This window comes from Pseudomonas sp. GW821-FHT03A09 (assembly GCF_059421065.1).
On the sequence record NZ_JBWKUX010000006.1, the window covers coordinates 136,404 to 151,894 of the forward strand.

General features: G+C 59.8%; 16 protein-coding genes, 1 pseudogene and 1 riboswitch. Of the genes and pseudogenes, 9 read left to right on the forward strand and 8 right to left on the reverse strand.

Annotated features, from left to right (window positions below; all coding sequences use genetic code 11):
- Window positions 1–89: 89 nt before the first annotated feature.
- Window positions 90–1,772, reverse strand: a complete 1,683-nt coding sequence (locus AC07V4_RS13195; RefSeq protein WP_492636869.1) for a fatty acid--CoA ligase — start codon at window positions 1,770–1,772, stop codon at window positions 90–92.
- A gap of 253 nt (window positions 1,773–2,025) precedes the next feature.
- Window positions 2,026–2,658: a LysE family translocator gene (locus AC07V4_RS13200; RefSeq protein ID WP_025855566.1), complete on the reverse strand. Its 633-nt coding sequence runs from the start codon at window positions 2,656–2,658 to the stop codon at window positions 2,026–2,028.
- An 84-nt stretch (window positions 2,659–2,742) separates the two neighbouring features.
- On the opposite strand from AC07V4_RS13200, the gene AC07V4_RS13205 reads away from it, so the two are divergent.
- The 3 genes from AC07V4_RS13205 to AC07V4_RS13215 all read left to right on the forward strand — a co-directional run bounded on the left by AC07V4_RS13205 (window position 2,743) and on the right by AC07V4_RS13215 (window position 5,582).
- Entirely contained in the window at window positions 2,743–3,708 is a 966-nt protein-coding gene (locus tag AC07V4_RS13205) for a 2-hydroxyacid dehydrogenase (protein WP_492636868.1), read from the forward strand.
- Window positions 3,709–3,738: 30 nt separating this feature from the next.
- Window positions 3,739–4,737: a methyltransferase gene (locus tag AC07V4_RS13210; protein WP_492636867.1), complete on the forward strand. Its 999-nt coding sequence runs from the start codon at window positions 3,739–3,741 to the stop codon at window positions 4,735–4,737.
- A 50-nt stretch (window positions 4,738–4,787) separates the two neighbouring features.
- Window positions 4,788–4,909, forward strand: a riboswitch (yybP-ykoY riboswitch).
- Between the two features lie 88 nt (window positions 4,910–4,997).
- Window positions 4,998–5,582, forward strand: a complete 585-nt coding sequence (locus AC07V4_RS13215) for a TMEM165/GDT1 family protein (protein WP_004372026.1) — start codon at window positions 4,998–5,000, stop codon at window positions 5,580–5,582.
- A gap of 123 nt (window positions 5,583–5,705) precedes the next feature.
- Here AC07V4_RS13215 and AC07V4_RS13220 read toward each other — a convergent pair whose 3' ends face one another.
- Window positions 5,706–6,524 carry a M48 family metallopeptidase gene (locus tag AC07V4_RS13220; RefSeq protein ID WP_492636866.1) on the reverse strand — a complete coding sequence of 273 codons (819 nt, stop codon included), beginning with the start codon at window positions 6,522–6,524 and terminating at the stop codon, window positions 5,706–5,708.
- A gap of 1,305 nt (window positions 6,525–7,829) precedes the next feature.
- On the opposite strand from AC07V4_RS13220, the pseudogene AC07V4_RS13225 reads away from it, so the two are divergent.
- Window positions 7,830–8,024, forward strand: a pseudogene (locus AC07V4_RS13225) (HAMP domain-containing protein); the annotation flags it as partial.
- Between the two features lie 114 nt (window positions 8,025–8,138).
- The gene (locus tag AC07V4_RS13230; protein ID WP_493075482.1) at window positions 8,139–8,882 is read left to right on the forward strand and encodes a methyl-accepting chemotaxis protein; all 744 of its coding nucleotides are present in this window, start codon (window positions 8,139–8,141) and stop codon (window positions 8,880–8,882) included.
- A 118-nt stretch (window positions 8,883–9,000) separates the two neighbouring features.
- Here AC07V4_RS13230 and AC07V4_RS13235 read toward each other — a convergent pair whose 3' ends face one another.
- The 3 genes from AC07V4_RS13235 to AC07V4_RS13245 are packed head-to-tail and all read right to left on the reverse strand — an operon-like array spanning window position 9,001 to window position 10,114.
- A complete protein-coding gene (locus AC07V4_RS13235) occupies window positions 9,001–9,621 on the reverse strand; it encodes an SOS response-associated peptidase (RefSeq protein ID WP_492636865.1) in 621 nt (206 codons plus the stop codon).
- A gap of 38 nt (window positions 9,622–9,659) precedes the next feature.
- On the reverse strand, window positions 9,660–9,920 hold the full coding sequence (locus AC07V4_RS13240) for a putative signal transducing protein (RefSeq protein WP_492636864.1): 261 nt from the start codon (window positions 9,918–9,920) through the stop codon (window positions 9,660–9,662).
- A gap of 11 nt (window positions 9,921–9,931) precedes the next feature.
- On the reverse strand, window positions 9,932–10,114 hold the full coding sequence (locus AC07V4_RS13245; protein WP_492636863.1) for a CPXCG motif-containing cysteine-rich protein: 183 nt from the start codon (window positions 10,112–10,114) through the stop codon (window positions 9,932–9,934).
- 131 nt (window positions 10,115–10,245) lie between these two features.
- Here AC07V4_RS13245 and AC07V4_RS13250 point away from each other — a divergent pair, with 131 nt between their 5' ends.
- Window positions 10,246–11,409: a 1-acyl-sn-glycerol-3-phosphate acyltransferase gene (locus AC07V4_RS13250; protein ID WP_492636862.1), complete on the forward strand. Its 1,164-nt coding sequence runs from the start codon at window positions 10,246–10,248 to the stop codon at window positions 11,407–11,409.
- Window positions 11,410–11,529: 120 nt separating this feature from the next.
- Here AC07V4_RS13250 and AC07V4_RS13255 read toward each other — a convergent pair whose 3' ends face one another.
- Window positions 11,530–11,787, reverse strand: coding sequence for a hypothetical protein (locus AC07V4_RS13255; RefSeq protein WP_431750619.1), 258 nt, complete (start codon window positions 11,785–11,787; stop codon window positions 11,530–11,532).
- A gap of 181 nt (window positions 11,788–11,968) precedes the next feature.
- Between AC07V4_RS13255 and AC07V4_RS13260 the strand changes: the two genes are divergently transcribed.
- Window positions 11,969–12,178 (forward strand): hypothetical protein, encoded by a 210-nt coding sequence (locus tag AC07V4_RS13260; RefSeq protein WP_431750618.1) that lies wholly within the window; start codon window positions 11,969–11,971, stop codon window positions 12,176–12,178.
- Window positions 12,179–12,237: 59 nt separating this feature from the next.
- On the opposite strand, the gene AC07V4_RS13265 is transcribed toward AC07V4_RS13260, so the two are convergent.
- Window positions 12,238–12,822, reverse strand: a complete 585-nt coding sequence (locus tag AC07V4_RS13265) for a YajG family lipoprotein (protein WP_492636861.1) — start codon at window positions 12,820–12,822, stop codon at window positions 12,238–12,240.
- Window positions 12,823–13,004: 182 nt separating this feature from the next.
- Between AC07V4_RS13265 and AC07V4_RS13270 the strand changes: the two genes are divergently transcribed.
- Both AC07V4_RS13270 and mqo read left to right on the forward strand, forming a co-directional pair.
- A complete protein-coding gene (locus AC07V4_RS13270) occupies window positions 13,005–13,238 on the forward strand; it encodes a hypothetical protein (RefSeq protein WP_431750616.1) in 234 nt (77 codons plus the stop codon).
- A 726-nt stretch (window positions 13,239–13,964) separates the two neighbouring features.
- Complete coding sequence (mqo, locus tag AC07V4_RS13275; protein ID WP_431750615.1) at window positions 13,965–15,473, forward strand: malate dehydrogenase (quinone); 1,509 nt, start codon at window positions 13,965–13,967, stop codon at window positions 15,471–15,473.
- Window positions 15,474–15,491 lie beyond the last annotated feature (18 nt).

Below are 15,491 nucleotides of genomic sequence, written 5' to 3' on the forward strand. Positions count from 1 at the left end.
GCGCGGCAAGGATGGCTGAAAATCGATAAATCACAAGTGAAGGCTTGAGATAGAGCATTGCCGCGCCCAAACGGGCGCGGCGAAGGGCGTCAGAGAGTCGACAGGAACGTACTGTTGTTGGCCTGCCACTCGATGATGTCGATACGGATACGTTTTTTGTCGAGTTTTCCTACACTGGTCTTGGGAATTTCAGTAACAATGGCGATTTGGCTTGGAATGGCCCACTTGCTCAAGTGGCCCAGTTCGACGAAAGGTTTGAGGTGCTCCTTGAGCTCTCGCGCACCTATCACATGGCCATCACGCACCACCACCAGCGCAAACGGGCGCTCGCCCCATTGCGGGTCGGCGATGCCCACCACTGCTACTTCGCGTACCGCAGGATGGCGGCTGACCAGATCTTCGAGGGCCAGCGAGGAGATCCATTCGCCGCCGGTCTTGATCACGTCCTTGATGCGATCACGGATGTCGATCACCCCAAAGGCGTCGAGGGTCGCCACATCACCAGTGTGCATCCAGCCGCCAGCCCACAACTCGGCGCCCTTCTGCGGCTCGTTGAAATACCCTTCGGTGAGCCACGGCGCGCGCAGTACCAGTTCACCTTGGGACTCGCCGTCGGCGGGCAGGAAGTTGCCATCAGCATCGACAATCGCCGCCTCCACCAAGGGCCCGGGTACACCGGCCTTGATGCGATAGGTCGTTCGCTCATCTTCGCTGCCGGCCATCAGTTCTTCGTTGAGATGGGCACAGGACACCAACGGCCCGGTCTCGGACATGCCGTACGCGGCGGTCAGTTGAATACCGCGGGCCTTGGAGGCTTCATACAACGAGCGATTCAACGCGCTGCCGCCGATGACAATCTTCCAACCGCCAAAATCCACGCCCTGAGCGGCCTTGGCGTTAAGCACCATTTGCAGGATGGTCGGCACACAGTGGGAGAAAGTGACCTTTTCCTTGCGCCACAACTCCACCAGGTATTCAGGGTCGTAGCGGCCGGGATAGACCTGTTTGAGCCCAAGCATGGTCGCCACATACGGCAGGCCCCAGGCATGCACATGGAACATCGGCGTGATCGGCATATACACGTCGTTGGTGCCCAGCAGACGCACGCTGTCGACGCTCCCCATGATGGTTGCCACGCCTATGGTGTGCAGTACCAGTTGACGATGGGTGAAATACACGCCCTTGGGGTTGCCGGTGGTGCCGGTGGTGTAGAAGGTGGTGGCTACCGAGTTTTCGTCGAAGTCCTGGAAGTCGTATTTCGGGCTGGCAGCGGCCAGCAGGGTTTCGTACTCACCCACCAGGTTCGGTAATTCGGCGGTCTTGGCGTCACCGTCGGTGAGCAGCAGGGTCTTGTCGACGGTAGTAAGGTGCCCGGCGATCGCTTGGTAAAGCCCCACAAACTCGCTGTTGACCAGCACAAAGCGGTCCTCGGCGTGGTTCATGGTGTAGAGGATTTGCTCCGGCGACAGGCGCACGTTGATGGTGTGGATCACCGCACCGATCATTGGAATGGCGAACATGCATTCCAGGTAACGGTGGCTGTCCCAGTCCATGACCGCGACCGTATCACCGGCTTTCACTCCTGCGGCGGTGAGCACGTTGGCCAGGCGGGCGACGCGCTCGATCAGGGTGGGATAGGTATAACGCAGCTTGTCACGGTAGATGATTTCCCGGGTCTTCTCGTAACGGGCTCCGGACATCAACAGGCGTTTGATCAACAGCGGGTATTGGTACGCGCCTTCGGCGGGCGGGATAACACGGGTCTGCAACATACGAATCCCTTATCTGACTGCACGGTCTTGGCTTGAAGACCTGCACTTTAGAGAGCTTATGTGCCAGCCAAATCAGCCAAAGGAATGATTTGCAGACCGACACCAGTGCTAGCTTTGCGCCACCATCCAGAGCTGAAGAAGATCCAATGTGGGAGGGGGCTTGCCCCCGATAGCGGTCATTCAGCTAAGTATTCATTAGCTGATACTCCGCAATCGGGGGCAAGCCCCCTCCCACATCACTCAATGAACTTGATTATTTCATGCTGGTAAAAGCCAACTTCACACCAATGGCAATCAGCACGGCGCCCATCGTCCGATCAAACCAATGCCCCATCCGCGCAAACCCGGCGCGCACGCGCTGCTGGCTGAACAACATGGCAACCAGGCAGAACCACAGCGCCGTCGCCACCGCCAGGTACACGCCATAACCGGCTTGAATGGCCAGTGGCGTATGCGGGTTGATCACCACCGTGAACAGAGAAAGGAAGAACAACGTGGCCTTGGGGTTCAAGCCATTGGTCACGAAACCTGCGGTAAACGCACCACGCGGGGTGCGTTCGCCCGCTTCGCGGTGCAACTCGCCTTCGGCGGCAGGCTTGGCCGGCTGGGCGCGCAATGCCTTGAAACCGATGTACAGCAGATACGCCGCGGCGGCCCATTTCAGCGCGTTGAACAGCACGATGGACTGGGACACGATCAAGCCGATGCCGAGCAACGAGTACCCCACGTGCAGGAAAATCGCCGAGCCGACTCCCAGCGCGGTCCAAGTCCCGGCGCGGCGGCCATGGGTCACACTCTCGCGCACCACCACGGCGAAGTCCGGGCCGGGGCTGGCCACCGCCAATAAGTGAATCAGGGCTACGGTCAAAAACTCGGCAACGTACATGCTCACTCCATGAAGTAACTGATTATTTCATCTGATAGGCTCGGCAGATTACGCCTTCGAACCCTGTCGCAAAAGGTACAGTTGATGACGAACAATCGCCGCGCGGTCTTCCTTGATCACCCGTCCCTGGACCTCGGGGACCTCGACCTCAGCGAGCTGCGAAATTGCTTTGGCGAACTGCAGTTGTACGAACAGACAACCCCGCAGAATGTAGTCGAACGCCTGCAAGGCGCTGAAGTTGCGATCAGTAACAAAATTGCCCTCAACGCTGAAACCCTGGCCGCCTGCCCCACGCTCAAACTGATCCTGGTATCGGCCACGGGCACCAATAACGTCGACCTGGAAGCGGCACGCCACCACGGCATCACCGTGAGCAACTGCCAGGGCTACGGCACTCCGTCGGTGGCGCAGCATACGATCATGCTGCTGCTCAACCTGGCGACACGCTTGAAGGACTATCAACGAGACGTCAGCGCGGGCAAATGGCAACAGGCCAAGCAGTTTTGCCTGCTGGATCACCCTATCGTCGAACTTGAAGGTAAAACCCTCGGTTTGCTCGGCCATGGAGAATTGGGCAGCGCCGTGGCGCGCCTGGCCGAAGCCTTCGGCATGCGCGTTGTGTTGGGCGCCATCCCGGGGCGCCCTGCCCGCGCCGACCGCATGCCGCTGGATGAATTGCTGACACAAGTGGACGCGCTGACCCTGCACTGCCCGCTCAACGACCACACCCGCAACTTTATCGGTGCCCGCGAGCTGACGTTGCTCAAGCCCGGCGCGTTTGTGGTCAACACAGCACGCGGTGGGTTGATCAATGAACAGGCCCTGGCCGATGCGTTGCGCAGCGGTCATCTGGGTGGCGCCGCAACCGATGTGCTGAGCGTGGAGCCTCCGGCGGCTGGCAACCCGCTGCTGGCGAGCGATATTCCTCGGCTGATTGTCACGCCCCACAACGCCTGGGGCAGCCGCGAAGCACGGCAGCGCATCGTTGGCCAACTGGCGGAAAACGCCCAAGGCTTTTTCAACGGCGCCCCGCTGCGCGTCGTCAGTTGATAAACTGCGCCCCTTTTCAAGGAGCAGACTATGGATCCGCGCAGTGAAGTACTGCTTCGTCAGGCCGAACTTTTTCAAGGCAACCTGCTGCTGGTCGGTTTGCCTGCCGACGACCTGCTGGGGCGCCTGCCCAATGCCCACGGCTGGTGCTGGCATGCGGGCGACCAGGCAGCACTCGATGCACGCTTCCCCGAGCGCAGCCAGTTCGGCGTGAACGTACCTGAGCGTTCGTTCGATGCGGCAGTGATCTTCCTGCCCAAGTCCAAGGACCTCACCGATTACCTGCTCAACACCGTGGCCGCACGCCTGCCCGGCGCCGAGCTGTTTCTGGTCGGGGAGAAAAAAGGCGGTATCGAAAGCGCCGCCAAGCAGATGATCCCGTTCGGCAAGCCCCGCAAGCTCGACAACGCGCGGCATTGCCAGCTGTGGCAAGTCACCGTGGCCAACGCCCCGCAAGCGGTCGAGCTGGAAAGCCTGGCGCAAGTGTTCGACGTGCCGCTGGCCGAAGGGCCACTCAAGGTGGTGAGCCTGCCGGGCGTGTTCAGCCACGGGCGCCTGGATCGCGGCACCGAGCTGTTGCTGGAACACCTGGACAAACTGCCCAGCGGTCATTTGCTCGACTTCGGCTGCGGCGCGGGCGTATTGGGCGCGGCGGTCAAACGTCGCTACCCGCACAACAGTGTGACGATGCTGGATGTGGATGCCTTTGCCGCCGCCAGCAGCCGCCTGACATTGGCAGCCAATGGTCTGGAAGCCGAGGTGTTGACCGGTGACGGAATCGACGCCGCGCCAATGGGTTTGAACGCGATCCTGAGCAATCCGCCGTTCCATGTCGGGGTGCATACCGACTATTTCGCCACGGAAAACTTGCTGCGAAAAGCCGCGAAACACCTGGCAAAAGGCGGCGAACTCCGGCTGGTCGCTAATAGCTTCCTGAAGTATCAACCGCTGATCGAAGAGCACCTGGGCGTGTGTGCGATCAAGGCCGAAGGCAATGGCTTTCGCATTTACCGTGCCAAGCGCGGCTGACGGGCGTTTGAAAAAGAAGGCTTGCCGAATGGATTTTGCCTAGGCAGAATCCGCTCCGTCCTAGGGGAGTAGTCTCCCACGAGCGCCACGCTCGTCCGGCATACGTCAACATACTTGGTCAGCAGACCATGGCGTATGCGACCCAGGAGTCCGCACAGACGGACCGGGGTTTGACAAGACCTATGACACGCACACCTTACCCGGGGCGGGAAGGCTGTACGTGTCATAGCCGTGTCGACCCGCCCCTGGAAACCTACCTGATGCTGGATTCATTACTCGTTCCTACCGCAATCGTTGCCTTGGCCGAAATCGGCGACAAGACGCAACTGCTCGCGCTCATCCTGGCCGCACGCTTTCGCAAGCCCTGGCCGATCATCGCCGGTATTGTGGCCGCAACCCTGGCCAACCATGCGGCCGCCGGTGCCGTGGGGGCCTGGTTCGGCAGTTTCTTCTCGGATGCGGTGTTGCACTGGATTCTGGCGGCGAGCTTCTGCGCCACGGCACTGTGGACCCTGGTGCCGGACAAACTCGACGATGACGAAGCCAGTACCACTCGCAAGTTCGGGCCGTTCCTGACTACCCTGATCGCATTCTTCCTCGCCGAAATCGGCGACAAGACACAGATCGCCACGGTGATGCTGGCGGCGCAGTACCCGGAGTTGTGGCTGGTGATTATCGGCACCACCTTGGGCATGCTGATTGCCAACGTGCCGGTGGTATTGGCGGGTAATTTTGCAGCGGAGAAGCTGCCGCTGACCTTGATTCGTCGACTGGCAGCCACGGCATTCTTCATCCTGGCTATCGTCGCCGTATACAAAGCCATGCAAAGCAGCGGCTGGATCTAAACCTGTAAATCCAACCCAATGTGGGAGCTGGCTTGCCTGCGATAGCATCGGCCCGGTTCAACTGCCAGACCGAGTTGCCCGCATCGCAGGCAAGCCAGCTCCCACACTTGGATTTTCACAGGCTCAGGATTTTTTGGCCTGCTGGTACAGAGGCATCACCTTCGGAATCGCCGCCTGCAACGAGGCGATTCGGCTGTCGGAAGCCGGGTGAGTGCTCATGAACTCCGGTGGCGCACCTTCAGAAGCCTTGGCCATTTTGTTCCATAACGTGATGGCGGCGTTCGGGTTGTAGCCGGCGCGGGCCGAAAGCTCCAGGCCAATCAAGTCCGCCTCGTTTTCATTGGCGCGACTGTTGGGCAAGGTCATACCGTAGTTGGTCACAGTATCGGCCAGTGCCAGGCTGTCCTGGGTCAGGCCAAACAACGCGCCAGCACCCTGCTTGGCCATCTCGATGCCATACGCCTTGGACATGGCTTCACGACCGTGCTCACGCAAGGCGTGGGCAATCTCATGACCCATCACCGCAGCCAGCTCGTCATCAGTGAGCTTGAGGTTATCGATCAAGGCGCTGTACACGAAGATCTTGCCGCCAGGCCCACAGTTGGCGTTCATCTCATCGCTCTTGATCAGGTTCACTTCCCACTTCCACTGCGCCGCATCCGGGCGGAAGGACGGCGCCTGGGCGATCAGGCGGTTGGCAATGGCCTGCACGCGCTTGGCGTTGGCGCTGGTCTTGTCCACCAAGCCCTTGCCGCTCGCCTCACCCAGGGTCTGCTGGTAGGACTGGGCATACATCTGGTCGACTTCCTGGCTCGACAGCATGCTGAACATGTACTGCTTGCGCTCCACACCCACGGCGCCGCCACTGGTGGTGTTGACCGACTGACAACCGGCCAGCAGTACTGCTGAACTAAGTAGGCTTATCGCCAATGCTTTCTTCATGACACTCTCCCTGAAAATCAGGCGCGTATCGTAGGCGGTCATTTATATCGGCGCCAGATACAGCAGACGTGTAACCGTTAAATTTCGGATACATCCCACTACGCCAGCCACCATCCCATTTGCGACGCCACCGACTTTTTTGCAGGACACGCCTTAAGGCTCCCCTCGGCGTGGCCGATATAAAAATGCAGCCCATTCCCCTCTGCGCCCGGAGCCTTCATGAAATTCAAGTCGATTCAGTTTTCCGTCGCGGCACTGACCGGCGCCATCGTGCTGAGCGTAGTCGCCGTACTGGTACTCTACGCCTTGTTTGCTGGTGCGCGAACCCAGGAGATGGTGCAAGAGCGCACCCAGGCGCAGTTCGAACAGATCATCAAGGAGCGCCTCACCACGCTGGCGCAAACCCAGGCCACACTGATCCAGCGCGAACTGGAAGCGCCGTTGGTGACCGCCAAAGGCTTGGCCACCACCAACGCCCTGCTCGGCATGAAGGACGCCAAGGGCGAACCGGCCTTACAGATCGGCCGCGAACAACTGATCAGCCTGCTGCATGAAACCGTGGTGCGTAACCCGAAAATCCTCGGCGCCTACATCGGCTGGGAACCCAACGCCATCGATCACAACGACGCCAATTTTGTGAACAGCCCCATCGTCGGCATGGGCACCGACGGCCGCTTCCTGCCGTGGTGGTACCGCAATGCCGATGGCAGCCTGGGCCTGGACAAGCTGGCCGACGTCAACGACCAGAACATTCTCTCTACCGGCGTGCGCGCCAGCGAGTACTACCTGTGCTCCAAGGAAAGCCAGAAGCCCTGCGCCATCGACCCCGCCCCGTACAAGGTGGGCAACGCCATGGTGATGCTGGCGTCGTTCATCGAGCCGATCATGATCGATGGCAAGTTCCAGGGCATCGTCGGTGCCGACCTCTCGGTAAACTTCATCCAGGACATGCTGACCCGTGCCGACCAGAGTCTCTACGACGGCGCCGGTGAACTGGCGCTGATCTCCAGCAACGGACGCCTGGTGGCCTACACCAAGGACGCCAGCAAGCTCGGCGAGAAGGCCAGCGACCTGCTCGACAGCAATGAACTGGCCAACCTTGGCCAACTGAAAGTCGGCGAAGTGCGCTACGACATCGACAAGACAAGTGGGCATATCGAATTGCTCTTGCCGTTCAACATCGGCCAGGCCGAAGCGCGCTGGACCTTGATGTTGCAACTCCCCCTGAGTGCCGTGATGGCGGACTCGAACGCATTGCAAAGTGACCTGCAAGCCCAACGCAAGACCGACACATTCGGCATGGCCATGGTCGGCCTGGTGATCGCCGGCATCGGCTTGCTGGTGATCTGGCTGGTCGGCCATGGCATCGCCCGCCCGCTCAAGCAAATGGTGGCCATGCTCAACGACATCGCCCAGGGCGAAGGCGATCTCACACGGCGCCTGACCAGCGATCGCGCCGACGAATTGGGGGCGATCGCCGGTGGCTTCAATACCTTCCTGATCAAGCTGCAAGGCATGATTACGCAAGTGGTGAGTTCAGTGCAGAAAGTCAGTGACTCTTCGGAACACACTGCCGACATTGCGATTCGGACCAACCAGGGCGTGCACAGACAAATGGTCGAGATCGACCAGGTGGCGACCGCCGTGCATGAGATGACCGCTACCGCGCAAGATGTGGCGCGCAATGCCACCCAGGCTGCGCAAGCCGCCAGCCATGCCGACCAGGCAGCCAGCCAAGGTATGCGTATTGTGCGTGACACCTCGACGTCCATCGGCGCACTCGCCGAAGAAATCGGCAAAGCCGTCGGCGTGGTGCAGACCCTGGCCAAGGACAGCGAGAACATCAACGCGATCCTCACCGCGATTCGCGGGATTGCCGAGCAGACCAACCTGCTTGCACTCAACGCCGCCATCGAGGCGGCACGAGCCGGCGAGCAAGGCCGTGGTTTTGCCGTGGTCGCGGATGAAGTGCGCAACCTGGCGCAGAAAACCCAGAAGGCCACCGAAGAAATCCAGGCCATGATCCAGCAGTTGCAACAAGGTACGCGCGATGTGGTGCGGGTGATGGAAGACAGCCAGAACCGCACCGATGAAAGCGTGCAGCACGCAGCAAAGGCAGCGCAAGCGCTGGAGACCATCACTCAAGCGGTGTCGGTGATCAACGACATGAACACCCAGATCGCCAGCGCTGCCGAGGAACAGAGCGCGGTGGCCGAGGACATCAATCGCAACGTGATCAATATCGGCCAGGTTGCGAATGAAGTGGCGGGCGGCGCGGACGAGTCCAGCGCGGCGAGTGCGGACTTGACCAAGTTGGCGGAGCAGCAGCGGCGCTTGATCAATCAGTTCAAGGTTTGATATTTACTGCGATTTTTAGGCCGCCTTCGCGGGCAAGCCCGCTCCCACATTTGGATCTGTGAATACATTCAAAATGTGGGAGGGGACTTGCCCCCGATGAGGCCGGTGAGTCCAACCACTAGGCCGGAGTCAGGCACTCCGGCCCATTGAGTTTGGGATCGTTGACCATATTGGCCAGGACTCGCTCGCGCAACGCGGTGGGTTCACTGGCCAGCAAGCCTTGCAGCACATGCAAGGGCGTTTCGGGATTGAGCCAGGCTTCCTGCCCCGCTGCATCCAGAATCAACGGCCGCCGCTGACTTTGCGCGGCCTGGGTGATCACTGCCGTACTCAGCCATACCTGCTCCTGCACGGGGTACGCTTCCCAGATCGCCGCAAAAAACAACGTGGAACCTTCCCCCGGCGTGAGCCAATACGGGCGCTTGCGCTGGGTGCCGCGCCATTCGTAAAACCCGTTGGCTGGCAACAGGCAACGGCGCTGGCGGAAGGCCTCGCGAAACATCGGTTGTTCGGCCAGGGTTTCGGCGCGGGCGTGGGCCGGCGTGCGGGACAGATCGGTCAGCCAGGGTGGCGTGAGGCCCCAACGGGCACGCGCCAGGGTGCGCTGACCCTCGCTCAAGCGCTGGATCAGCACCGAATCATTCGGGGAGATATTCCACTGGGCTTGCTGATCGGCGGGAAAACCCGGCAGTGCAGCAAAGGTAGGGGTCCAGCGAAACAGGGCATAACGTCCACACATGGGGTAACACGACTCTTGGGGGTAAACCGACCGACAGCCTAACAGACCAGCACGTCGGGGAAGCTGTCGGGTTCATCGCCAGGCAGGGGCTGCGCACCGATGTAGGCGGTAATCAGCTCACGGGCGTAGGCAGCCTGGTCGTTGTCCACTTCCAGGCCCAACAGTCCGAAAATCGGCAACTCACCCGTGCCACCCAGCAAGTGGCGCCCCACCAGGTGCGCCTCGACACCTTCGCTGGCGAGCATCTGTTGCAGTAACTCGCCTTCCATCAGGTTTTCCGGTTCGTAGATTCGCTGCATGGGTGTACCTGTTATTCGTTTTCGCTGCGGGTTTCCAACATCCATTCGTCACCATGGACCTGCAGGCTGAAAATGATCGGTCGGCAACACACCTGGCAGTCTTCGATGTACGTCTGATCGCCGCCGGACAAATCCACGGTGGTCTCGACCTCTTCGCCACAATAAGGACAATCGTACAGCGCAGTTTCCAGCATCGCGGTCTCCTAGGTGACTTGTGCGTATAATCGCCGGTCTATTTACAGGGCTATTCACGGCTGAGCCAATATTACGGCCGCACCCTGATATTTCCTTTACTTACCCTAGCCGTTTCTAACAAGAGAGCATGATGGGCGAATTCGATACCATCCGACCTTACAACGACAGCGAAGTCCCGGCAGTGCTGGCGCGTCTGTTCAGTGACAAGGCCTTTCTGGACATCCTGACCCACTTCCGCTTCCCGCGCTTTGCCGGCGCCCTGGGCTGGTTGCTCAAGCCGATGATCGCCCGCAAGTTGCGCCGTGAGTTTGCCGGCGTCACCACCGTGGCGACGCTGCAGGACAAAGTCGAGTATTACGTCGACCACACCATTGATCGCGCGACCGACGGCGTGACGTATACCGGTGTCGAGCAGCTCAAGTCGGGCACCGCCTACCTGTTCCTGGCCAACCACCGTGACATCGTGATGGACCCGGCGTTCGTCAATTACGCTGTGTACCACGCCGGGCTACCGACACCCCGCATCGCCATCGGCGATAACCTGCTGCAAAAGCCGTTTGTCAGCGACCTGATGCGCCTGAACAAGAGTTTTATCGTGCACCGCTCGATTACCGGGCGAAAGGAAAAGATGGCGGCCTACCAACTGCTGTCGGCCTACATCAACCATTCGATTCGCAATGACGGCCAATCCATCTGGATCGCCCAGGCCGAAGGCCGTGCCAAGGATGGAGATGACCGCACCGAGTCGGCGATCCTCAAGATGTTCCACGTCAGCCGCAAGGACGAGCCGTTCGCCGAGGTCATTCAGTCGCTGAACCTGACGCCGGTGTCCATCAGCTACGAATACGACCCGTGCGATGCAGCCAAGGCCCGTGAGCTATACATCCGCGCCACCACCGGCACCTACACCAAGGCACCGGGTGAGGACGATGTGAGCATTGCCTTGGGCATTACCGGCTACAAGGGCCGCGTACACGTGAACTTTGCGCCGCCGATCACCGAGCGCTTTGAAGACACCAAGCTGCTCGCCGTGGAAATGGACCGGCAGATCCTGGGGGGCTACCGGTTGTTCCCGGTGCACTACCTGGCCTATGCACAATGGAATGATGCCGACCCGCAGTTGCAAGTGCCGAAGGCAGCAGACCTGTTCCCAGCGGATGAACTGGCCAAGGCAAAAGCGGAATGGGAACGACGCTTGAACGAATGCCCAGTCGAGCATCGACCGTATCTGGTGGTGCAATACGCAACACCGGTGCGCAATCAGTACCGGGTCAAGGCCGGGATTCCTCTCTAAGCACCTATCAGAAATGTGGGAGGGGGCTTGCCCCCGATAGCGGCAGGTCAGTACCAGATGGACTGGCTGATACACCGCAATCGGGAGCAAGCCCCCTCTCACATTTGTTTTGTGGTGCTTTTACAGATGGGTACTGAGCCAGGAGGTGGCCAGCGCCAGCCCGAGGCAGGCAAAGCCAATACGGTATGCCAGGCGGTACGCCCGCTCGGTGTGTACATCCAGAAACAGCATCGGCTGGTCAATGGCGCGCTCTTCGCTTCGTGCGCTGAGGTCGGCCATGGCACGCTGGGATCGCAGGCGGGTAATGAATAGCAACGCAGCGCCCGGGCAGGCAACCAGTAGAGCGACAGCATTGATGAGCAGTGCGGGCATTGCCATCGCAAACCTCGATGTATCAGTGGCTTGGTATCAGCTCAGATACAAACCTGAACGATAGTCGCCTCCTGCGCAGTCCTGCTCCTTTCCCCATTGCCGCTAATGTATCCAGTAATTTACAGCGTCACCTGAACGTCACCTTAACAAGCCACTCTGTTGCCCTTCGACGCTTGAGGAGCTTGTCATGCTGCATGCGCAAAACCAGGATCGGCTGTATCTGATCGCACAAAGCGACGAGCAGGAGGCGCTGATCGGCAGCCTGGCGTTCAACGTTCAAGACCGCCATTGGCTGGTGTATTGCGCCCTCGCCGGGCACCAGCATGCCGACCTGCCGGAGCTGGATTTGCTCACAGGTGTGAGTGTGCTGGAGCTTTATGTCGAAACGGCTGCATAAAAACGACAGGCGAAAAAAAACCGGGCTCATCACTGAGCCCGGTTCTTTTTGAGCAGCGGTTACTGCGAGCTGAGCAGTTGGCCGATGCTTGGATCTTTGAACAGGCGGCTCAAGGCGTCACTGAGCACATCGCTGACCAGCTTGGTATTGGTTTCCTGGTTCGGCGACATGCCGAAACGCTGATTCAGGGACGCGCCGTAACGACCACTGTAGCGACGGGTGCCAGCACTCACGTCGGATTTGAACGTCGCACCGATAGAGGCTTCCGTCACATACAAGCCTTCTTTAGGCGACTGGTACTTCAGTTCGGCCAGGGTGATGGTCAGTTGAGGGGCACCCGGCGAGTTGGCCGGCGTGAAACCCAGCAGACGCACAGCAGCTTCGGCCTGGGCTTGCAGTTTGGGCAGCACATCCTGACCCTGCACTGAAATCAGTGCGGTCTCAGGGTACAGACCACCACGGGAGCCGAGGGTTGGCGACGGACGGCCATCCACCACACGCACCGACACCGGCTGGCCATGGCCCACAGGCGCCAACTGCGCGGTGACTTTAGGTTGCGGGCTGAGTTGTTGCGGGCTGTTGGCGCAGCCAACCAGGGTCAAACTGGTCACAGTGATCAAACCGAACAACAGGCGTTGCAACATACTCATTTCTCCAGGACTAGGTGCAAACAGGCCGCCAGTATAACGGTGCGGGTATGCCGCTCACCAGCAATCCTGAACGGCAGCTGAAGGCACGTGGAAATTACAATTTCACATAAATTCGTCACTCCAGTGTCATGGCACACTGGCAACCTTCGAGCATGTAACGTAACAGGTACAAAGCCATGCGCCTTCTCAAGTCATTGTTCATGCCACACGCCCACCATCGTCACTTCGCCTTGCTCGATGCCAATGGCCATTGCCTGGCATTCAAGCAATGCAGCCTGCCGCCCGTCGGTGAAGGCTGGGTGGAAGTTGCCGAGACTCACCTGGGCTGGATGAACCGTCCGCTGCCGGCCAGCGCCCGGGTCTGCCCACAGCCTGTGCATGCACAACCCCAGCAAGCGTTGGCCTCCTGACCGAAGCGCTAATAAAAGTCATAAAACACGCCCATTTCCCTGGCGTTCTTCGCTACAATCTCCCCCCGATTATAAGGACGTCTCCTGATCGGGCCTCGCAACATCGTTAATGCCTCGGCATTAACCCCCAAATCGCCCACAGAGAGCCGCCCACACAGATCGAGTGAAGCTGGCGTGCTTGCTGTTTTTTTGCAAACCCTCCGCCTTTACCGAATCTGCCAGAGCTGCCATTGCGCTCGGCCACTTGAGTTGTTTGCCCGTTTTGCCGCGTGTCGGCAAGGTATCCGGGCCAGGTGCCAGGCTGGGGCAGCCCTTTTTTGAGGTTCACGTCTTCAAAAGAGCGTGAAAAAACGGGTTTTCACAACTTCACAAGAGTGTGGCGAGCAAATGAATAGTTTGGCGTTTGTACAAGCACCATCAGCGTCTGGAACAGCCCAACACAGGACCGAGTACTCCCCAAGAAACGGAGCTTGAAACCTGTCCGCTACGGATTTGGTTGCACGAATCGCACGCTTTGACCATAAGTCGAATTGCCACAGGCGCCCATGAATGCGTTCATAGGCAGATTAGCCCGGCAGGAAGCGTGCGCTGAAGTTGCAAAAAAATTGCGAAGAATCGGACATGGCGATCCTGGCCATGGGTAACCTGGGGCAACACGTGAACCGCCCCGTCACTCCTGGCAGCCATGCCGTCAATTTGGTGCTGCAGATTTTGGAGACGCGTTAAATGGCGCATAACGAAGCAGTCGACGTAGTACTGGTAGGGGCCGGCATCATGAGTGCCACCCTGGCCGTATTGCTCAAAGAGCTCGACCCCGGCCTCAAACTGGAAGTCGTTGAGCTGATGGACTCGGGTGCCGCGGAAAGTTCCAACCCGTGGAACAACGCCGGCACCGGCCACGCCGGGCTGTGTGAGCTGAACTACACGCCGCAGGCGGGTGACGGCTCCATCGACATCAAGAAAGCCGTACACATCAACACCCAGTTCGAGGTGTCGAAGCAGTTCTGGGCGTACCTGACCAAGAAAGGCACCTTTGGCTCGTCCAAGTCCTTTATCAGCCCGGTGCCGCACCTGAGCTTCGTGCAGGGCGAAAAAGGCGTGTCCTTCCTCAAGAAGCGCTTTGAAACCCTCAGCCAGCACCACGCGTTTTCGGACATGCATTACACCGAAGACCGTAGTGAAATGGCCGAGTGGATGCCGCTGATGATGCCGGGCCGCCCACTCGATGAAAAAATCGCCGCCACTCGCGTAATGAACGGCACCGACGTCAACTTTGGCGCCCTGACCAACCAACTGCTCAGCCACCTGACCAGCTCGGCAGACGCCCAGGTCAAGTACAGCAAGCGCGTCACCGGCCTCAAGCGCAACGGCGCAGGCTGGACCGTGAGCATCAAGGACGTCAACAGCGGCAATACCCGTGAGGTGGACGCCAAGTTCGTGTTCCTCGGCGCCGGTGGTGCTGCACTGCCCCTGCTGCAAGCCTCGGGCATCGAAGAAAGCAAAGGCTTCGGCGGCTTCCCGGTCAGCGGCCAGTGGCTGCGTTGCGACAACCCGGAAGTGGTCAAGCACCACCAGGCCAAGGTCTACAGCCAGGCGGCAGTGGGCTCCCCACCGATGTCCGTGCCGCACCTGGACACCCGCGTGGTGGAGGGCAAGAAGTCCCTGCTGTTCGGGCCATACGCCGGCTTCACAACCAAGTTCCTCAAGCACGGCTCGTTCCTTGACCTGCCCCTGTCGATTCGCGCTGGCAATATCGGCCCGATGCTCGCCGTAGCGCGGGACAACATGGACCTGACCAAGTACCTGGTCAGCGAAGTGCGCCAGTCCATGGAGCAACGCCTGGAATCCCTGCGCCGCTTCTACCCTGAGGCAAAAGCCGAAGACTGGCGCCTGGAAGTGGCCGGCCAACGGGTGCAGATCATCAAGAAAGACCCGAAGAAAGGCGGCGTGCTGCAATTCGGCACCGAGCTGGTCGCAGCCAAGGACGGCTCGCTGGCCGCCCTGCTGGGTGCGTCCCCAGGTGCTTCGGTGACCGTTTCGATCATGCTGGAGTTGATCGAGAAGTGCTTCCCGGAGAAAGCCGCCGGTGAATGGGCAGCCAAGCTGCACGAGATCTTCCCGGCGCGGGAAAAGGTCCTGGAGACCGATGCCGAGCTGTATCGCAAGATCAACACGCAGAACAACATCAGCCTGGAACTGGTTGAGCCTGCCGCCGAGACCGAGAGCTACGCTTAAGACGTTGAGGCCATAAAA